General features: G+C 43.4%; 3 protein-coding genes. All 3 read left to right on the top strand.

From position 1 onward, the window contains the following. The coding region (locus L5M11_RS21950) for a VCBS domain-containing protein (RefSeq protein ID WP_263193249.1) at positions 1–4,918 on the top strand (4,918 nt) is incomplete at its 5' end. Positions 4,919–5,008: 90 nt separating this feature from the next. Continuing rightward, the gene (locus L5M11_RS21945; RefSeq protein ID WP_105250446.1) at positions 5,009–7,186 is read left to right on the top strand and encodes a type I secretion system permease/ATPase; all 2,178 of its coding nucleotides are present in this window, start codon (positions 5,009–5,011) and stop codon (positions 7,184–7,186) included. Continuing rightward, entirely contained in the window at positions 7,183–8,565 is a 1,383-nt protein-coding gene (locus tag L5M11_RS21940) for an HlyD family type I secretion periplasmic adaptor subunit (RefSeq protein WP_168825932.1), read from the top strand. Before L5M11_RS21945 ends, L5M11_RS21940 begins: the two co-directional genes overlap by 4 nt. Positions 8,566–8,583 lie beyond the last annotated feature (18 nt).

The raw sequence follows: 8,583 nt of genomic DNA, 5'->3' as shown, positions 1-8,583 counted from the left end.
CGGCACCTTAACCGTCACCGACGTCGACAACGGCGAAGCGGTATTCCAAGTGCAAACCAATGTCGCCGATGGCAACTACGGTTTCTTCAGCATTGATGCCGACGGTAACTGGACCTACACCTTAAACAACAGCCACAGCGACGTGCAGTCACTCAAGGCGGGTGAAACCCTGACCCGTGACATCACGGTCACCAGTGCCGATGGCACCGCCAGCCACACCGTGACCATCACCATTGTCGGCGCGAACGACTATCCAGTAATAAATTCCGTATCAAATGCTACGGTATCTGAAGAGGGGCTACTTAACGGTATAATTGATGTTATTGGTAATTCTGATACTACAGATGATGTTTCTGCTAGCGGCACAATAAATATTAATGATGTTGATGGTGACTCTTTAAGCGTTTCACTTTCTGGCCCAACAGAATTAATGTCAGGCGGACAAGCTGTAAATTGGCTCTGGGATGCGAATACACAAACACTAATAGGCTACACAGGTGTTATTGGCGGCTCTTCCTATGTTGAAGTTATGGCTGTAGTTCTAACCGCTCCAACTTCTGGTGATTCCAATTGGACCTATGATGTGACTTTAAAGGCACCACTTGATCATCCAGACACTACATCTGAAGATACTATTACATTCGATATAGGTATTACTGTTAATGATAATCATGGTGGCACCTCTACAGGTAGCTTTAGTGTTACGGTTGAAGATGACGCACCTGAAATCGCATCTATTAGCCCTGTCGAAGTAACGAATATAGATATTCCTGATACTTTAGTCGGTCTATTCTCTCTAACTGGCTATAGTGGCAACAACAATCTTCTTGATTTTGATGGTTTTACGATCACAGCCAAAGGATTTACCTCTTCAACAAACTCTAATTTAATTGATGCCGCAATCTATGGAAGTGGTAACGGGATAGGAGTTAGCAGTGTAGGGGCTCCTTATCATAATCTCGCGAACGAAGTCGATTTCCGTAAATTTGCGGATGGAAGTTCTGCATCTGAAGAAATCATCATTACTCTCGATCCAGGTACTGTTGCCTACGGCGTGAATATCCAGTTTTCCCATATGTTTGGCGGCGAACTAGAAGTCGGTGTCGTCGAGTTTTGGCGAGATGGCCAACTTATCGCAACTCAAACATTTAGTTCAGATGCCAGCAGTGGCAACTATGCGGCCAACTTCCAAGCCTTACAAGGTGGCTTTGACAAAATGGTCATCAAAGCCCTTGATAATGGCAAAGGTCCAAGTAGCGGTGATAATAGTGACTTCACTGTTACAGCTATTGAGTTTTTAGGCACTGCAACACCACCGGCAATCGCCTTTGCATCAGGAACAGTAACCCCAGAATGGGGTGCAGATGGTAAAGGTTCGCTCACCTTACAAGGTAGTGATGAAACCAATTTGTTCACGGCAGCAGGCAGTGCAATCACTATAACCCAAACGGCAAATACACTAATTGGGGTTGATGCAGCTGGTCACTTGGTATTCAAACTTGAGTTTACCCCAGGTACAGGTCAATGGGATTTTCATCAATATCAAGAGATGTTACAACCTAGCGATGGTGATATTGATTTCAAAGTAAGAGCCACTGATGGAGATGGCGATCATACAGATGGTACTTTCTCTGTTATTCCACAAGTTTATGTTGATACAACGCCACCTTCGGCACCTGAAGTACGCATCATCGATGATGTAAATGATGACGCGTATTTGACGAGTACAGAGATAGGTAATAATGGCGTTCAAATACAGGTCAAAATTAATGCGAGTGACTTTAATACTGGCGGCAGTGTACATCTAGAAATCGATAATGCAGGTAATAATAGTACAGTAGACCTCATTCTTGACAATGGCGTACTGAAATTTAGTAATGGTGCTCTAGCAACAGGTTACACCTATACAAATGGTGTTATTACTTGGACAGAGCCTACTCCAACTGCAGGTCAGGCAATCTCAGTCACCGCCACTCAAACTGATAGTGCGAATAATGAATCAGCTGAAGGCACGGATAATGCTACCGTTATTGATGCGACTGACGATCGTTATACCATCGACGAAGATCAGCAGCTAACGGGTAATGTTCTTACCAATGATCAACTCGGCAATCTGAGCATCACTAGCTTCAGAGTCATGTATAACGGTATGCAAACCAGTTTTAACGCTGGGCAAACCGTTACCTTGGCCGTGGGTAGCTTATTAATACAAGCTAATGGTGAATTCCAGTTTATTCCAAATGATAACTGGGCAGGCGAAATGCCAAGTGTAACCTACACAACAAATACTGGTTCCACAGCAGCACTTGATATCACTGCCTTACCTATAGCAGATAAGCCTGTAGTTAACGTTATTCTGACTGATAATGGCATACCGCTTTACAGTAACTTTAAGACTTCAGGTATCACTACCGAACAATTCCGTACGAGCGATTTTACTACCGCACCATTTAATACTGGTACGCGTACTATTGATAATACTTCCGGACAAGATCAGTTGCTCGGTACTGGGGGGAACGATCATCTTGTCAGCGCAAATGGCGGCGGTGATCTACTCTACGGTATGGATGGTGATGACATACTCGTCGGCAGTGATGCCGTTCAAGGTGACTCTCTCTATGGCGGAACAGGAAATGATGTTCTTGTTGCTGGTCTAGGTAATGACGGACTCTACGGTGGTGCAGGAACAGATATCGCCGTACTTCTTGGCAACCGAGCCGACTACATAATTGAGAAAGGCACAGGCTACTCTAGCAATGATCGTTGGTTCAACTTCTTTGTAACTGAAAATGGCATCGGTGTTACTAAGGCCCTGCATGATGTTGAGTATGTGCAATTCAAGGATGGCATATACGCGATCAATCAAATCACAGGTGAACTCACATTAGAACAGCCTACAGCTGTAGACTATCCAATCGAAATTAATGTGTCACTTGCGGATCGAGACGGTAGCGAAAGCATCGATAGCATTCAGCTCAGTGGTTTACCCGAAGGCACCTTACTCTACAGCAGTAACGGTACATTGATGGGGACTGCAGATGCAGACGGTAATATTCTTCTAAATCATGGCAGCGTATGGAACAGTGCATCCTTAGATGTCAATCTGACAGGATTAACATTAAGGGTTCCTGGTGAATATGCAGGTCAAGTCAACCTCGTTGTCGAAGCTGTATCAAGAGAGTCAGGTACAGACCTAACCAATACTGCAACAGATGCAGATAGCGTCATTCTTAGCTACTTCAGTGGTCATGAAGGAGAGCCTGGCGATCAAAATCTTAACTTTGGTAATGAGCACAACATTGTGGTCGGCGATTTAGACGGTAGCGTTATTTTGCCAGGTCAAAACTACAATATCGCCTTTATGGTTGATAGTTCTGGCAGTATAAATAGCGCCACGTTGAGTACAATGACTGATCAATTAGCGCAGGTATTTGAAACACTTAAAGCCAGCGCAGGTTCAAATGGTGCTGGGGTTGTAAAATTATTCCTTGTCGACTTTGACTCCCATGGCAACAAGAGTATTAGCGTAGACTTAAGTTCGCCAAATGCTCTGTCCCAACTGCAAACTATATTACAAAGCATGGTTTCAGGTGGTAACACTAACTATGAAGACGTATTTAAAACTACGGCAAATTGGTTTAGTAGTGCAGATGCAACAGGAAATGCGGGAGCAACGAACCTGGCTTACTTCATTACTGATGGACAAGCAAATAGATACAATACTAATGAGGGATCAAATCCATTGATAGATGATTGGATTAATAACTCTAAAGATGTTTATCTCAATACTCTATTACAAAATGGTTATATACCAGGACAAGTGTATAAGTCTAATAACTACACAATTATTAATGCAGCTGGTGAAGTGTTTAAAATAGATACGCAGGGAAAATCTAGCCTGATTGGTTATATGCGCCCTAATGGTACTGGTACCTATGAATACTCAAGTCTAGGAAGCAATAGTGGTAGCATTGATAGCCAATCTCAAAGTGGTTTCGCATTCTTATCAGCCCTTGGCGTCACAGTAGCTGCAATCGGAATGGGTTCAAGCTTAAACAATAGTGACTTACTTCCTTACGATTCGGACGGACATATCCAAACGGGTGTCAACGCTGAGGATTTAGCTGATGCGATCATTGGTACTCCAATTACCCAACTGCCAGGATCTGATACCATCAACGGTGGTAACGGCGACGATATACTCTTTGGTGATGCTATCAACTTTAACGGTATTAGTGGCCAAGGTTATGTTGCCATCAAAGATTATGTTGCTGATCAGCTAGGGGTCACTGCAGTTACCGATGCCCAAGTACATAGATATATTACTGAGCATGCATCTGATTTTGACCAATCTGGTGCCAGCGATAAGGCTGATGCTCTTATCGGCGGACAAGGTAATGACATACTTTATGGGCAAGGTGGGAATGATCAGCTTTACGGCGGTAATGGTAATGATCTTATATTTGGTGGTGTTGGTAACGATACAATAATCGGTGGTCTAGGTAACGATAAACTCACAGGTGATAGCGGTGCTGATACCTTCGTCTGGCGATATGCAGAAACGGGAACAGACCATATCACTGACTTTAATATCCATGAAGATAAATTGGATTTAAGCGATTTACTCCAAGGTGAAAGTAACAACACACTACACAGTTATTTAAACTTTAGCTTAGTTAGTGGTTCAACTGTGATTGATATCGATGGCAATAAAGACGGTGTGTTTGAACAACATATCGTTCTTGACGGTGTTGATTTGTATAGTGCGTATAACACTACAACAGAGACTGGCATTATTAATGGCCTACTAGGTACTAATGGCAGCGGTCCGTTAATTGTTGATACTCAGCCAGTCACACCAGAACCAAGTCCAGGTCTTGCTCCGTTGAATAGCAATGAGCAGCATAATATCCCTTAGATAAAATCGTTTGGATGGCCTATAGAAATATAGGCCATCATGACCGATACTTGCCATAACCATATAAAAATCCAAAGGATAAGTAATTAGGTGTCTGCTGCAGCTTCTGAAAAAATTGATCAATGGACCATTTCAGCCTCACAAAGAGTGTTAGTGGATCCTTTGCTGGATTGTTTAGTGTTACTCACTGAGCATTTTGGCAATCCGTGCTCGAGCGATTCGCTTGCGGCAGGTTTACCCTTGTCAGGTACCGTGTTATCACCCGACTTATTGCCTCAGGCGGCTTCAAGAGCGGGTCTAGCGGCTAAGCTATCTCGAAAAGGCTTAAACGAAGTATCACCTATATTGCTCCCCTGTATTTTATTATTAAAAGACAAAAAAGCCTGTATATTGCGAGAACTTGATGTTGCATCAGATAAAGCAATTATTCAATTACCCGAGACGGGCGGTGAAGAAACACTGACAATTGAGTCGCTCGAAGCCTTATATGTGGGATATTTATTCTTAGTCAAACAAGAATACCGTGGCGACATGGGCTTTGATGTTTATCTACACGATAATAAAACCCACTGGTTAGTACAAACCCTCAAAGATTCAGCACCCATTTATCGTGATGCATTAATCGCTTCTGTATTGGTGAATTTATTCGCCTTAGTTTCACCGTTATTTATTATGAATGTGTATGACAAAGTCGTCCCAAACCTCGCCTTTGAATCCCTTTGGGTTTTAGCGATTGGTGCGGCGATTGCTTATATGTTCGATCTTATCATGCGGCAACTTAGAAGTTACCTCATCGATGTTGCAGGAAAAAAAGTAGATATTATTGTGTCTTCGCGACTTTTTGCTAAAGCGATAGGTATTCCCCTAGAAAAACGTTCTCCTAGTATCGGCGGCATGGCGAAGCAGTTAGGTGAATTCGATAATATTCGTGAAATTTTAACTTCGGCAACGATCACAACTTTAGTCGATCTCCCCTTCGCGATATTTTTCTTAATTATTATTTTTATTGTCGCTGGTGATCTCGCTATAGTTCCAGTCATTGGCGGCATCATCATTATTGGCTTCACGCTTTATATTCAACCTAAACTCAAAGCGGCAATCGAAGAAGGCAATAAATTTTCAAGCTTAAAACATGGGCATTTAATCGAGAGCTTATCAGCGCTAGAGTCAATTAAAGCTAATGGTGCTGAAGGAATTGTGCAAAAAAGCTGGCAACAGATGATAGGCCACAGTGCAAACTGGCAATTAAGGTCAAAAAAGCTCTCCAACTCAGTATCGAACGTAGCGAACTTTACGGTGCAATTTACCGTTGTCTGCGTGGTGATTTTGGGCGTTTATCGTGTGGCTGATAATGCGATATCTATGGGCGGAATTATTGCTGCGGTCATGCTATCGAGCCGCGCCATTTCACCTATGGCACAACTTGCAGGCCTGATGACGAGAGCAAACCACACAGCCAGTGCACTACGCCAACTGAATGAAATCATGACTCAAGAAGATGAGTTTGAAAATAAAGGACATTTAGTTAGCAAACAAAGACTCATAGGCAAAATCAATGCTGATCATGTTGGTTTTAGTTATCCAGGTTCTGAAAAGCCTGTGCTGCATCCGATGTCGCTGACGATTAATCCTGGCGAACGCATTGCCATTATCGGTCGAAATGGTTCAGGTAAAAGTACGCTAGCTAAGCTACTGGTCGGGCTATTTCAACCCACGGCAGGAAGCTTGCGCTACGACGGTTTAGACTCAGCACAGATTCATCCGAGTGATTTACGTCGTAATTTTGGCTACCTACCCCAAGATGTCACCCTATTCCATGGTTCTATTCGCGACAATATTTTATTTGGTACACGTCAAGTCACTGAACATCAACTCATCCGCGCGGTGCAGCTTTCTGGTGTGAGTCAATTCACCAACCTAGAAGCAGAAGGCCTAGACCAACAGGTCGGCGAAGGCGGCATGTCACTCAGTCGCGGACAAAGACAAACTGTCGCTCTTGCTCGCGCCACACTGAATGATCCCCCAGTGTTACTGATGGATGAGCCTACGGCGAGTTTAGATGCTCGCGCTGAACAACAATTTATTCGTTCAATGCAAAATGTCAGCAAAGATAGAACGTTAATTCTTATTACCCACAAGATGCATTTATTGCAACTCGTCGACCGCATTATTGTACTTGAACGCGGCCATGTGGTTGCCGATGGACCTAAAGCAGAAGTGCTAGAAAAACTCAATTTTGGCCTAGTGAACGGAGAGGCTAAAAGATGAGTAAACATTTAACAACAAACGACTTAGACATGGTTGATGATGTCTATGGCGCCATGATGACAGACGCTCCCAGCGGACACAGATTAATCATATGGGCACTTGCTGCTATGGTAGTGTGTTTTTTACTGTGGGCGGGGTTTGCTCAATTAGATAAGGTTACTACTGGAACGGGAAAAGTGATTCCTTCATCACAAGTTCAAGTGATCCAAAGTCTAGATGGCGGCATAATGCAAGAACTCTACGTTCAAGAAGGTGAGATAGTCACAAAAGGGCAGCCTTTAGTGCGTATTGATGATACCCGCTTTCGCTCCGACTTTGCTCAACAAGAGCAAGAGGTTTATGGCTTAAAAACCAATGCTATCCGCATGCGCGCCGAACTCGACAGCATTCTAATATCAGACATGACCTCTGATTGGCGTGAACAAGTGCTTATCACTAAAGAAGCATTGATATTCCCTGAGGCTATCATTGCTGCGGAACCCGCCTTAGTGAAAAGACAACAAGAGGAATACAACGGGCGCTTAGATAACTTAAGTAACCAACTTGAGATCCTTGTACGTCAAATTCAGCAAAGACAGCAAGAAATTGATGATCTCGCCTCTAAAACAACGACATTAACGACGAGCATGCAACTAATATCCCGCGAGCTTGAACTCACTCGACCTTTAGCCAAAAAAGGTATTGTTCCTGAAGTTGAGTTACTCAAACTCGAACGCACGGTAAACGACTTGCAAGGTGAATTGAATTCAATGCGTTTACTCCGCCCTAAAGTAAAAGCGGCATTAGATGAGGCTATCTTAAAACGCCGTGAAGCCGTATTTGTTTACGCTGCAGAGCTGCGCGCGCAGCTCAATGAAACTCAAACCCGCCTCTCTCGCATGAATGAAGCACAAGTTGGCGCGCAAGATAAAGTCAGTAAGGCGATTATCACCTCCCCTGTTAATGGCACCATTAAAACCACGCATATCAATACACTGGGTGGTGTAGTGCAACCTGGGATCGATATTATCGAGATAGTACCGTCGGAAGATCAACTGCTGATAGAAACTAAAATCTTGCCTAAAGATATCGCTTTCTTACATCCAGGATTACCCGCCGTAGTAAAAATTACCGCCTATGATTTTACCCGCTATGGCGGCCTTAAAGGAACTGTCGAACATATTAGTGCCGACACTTCTCAAGATGAAGAAGGCAATAGCTACTATCTCATCAGAGTTAGGACAGCAGAATCTAGTTTAACCAAAAACGATGGCACACAGATGCCAATTATTCCGGGAATGTTAACTTCAGTTGACGTTATCACGGGGCAAAGATCCATACTTGAGTACATTTTAAATCCAATTTTAAGGGCTAAGGACACAGCGCTCAGAGAGCACTAAGCCTTTTTTTTATAAACC

Source organism: Shewanella sp. SM87 (assembly GCF_025653705.1).
Taxonomy (GTDB): Bacteria; Pseudomonadota; Gammaproteobacteria; order Enterobacterales; family Shewanellaceae; genus Shewanella; species Shewanella oncorhynchi.
This window is presented reverse-complemented; position numbering and strand designations above follow the sequence as displayed.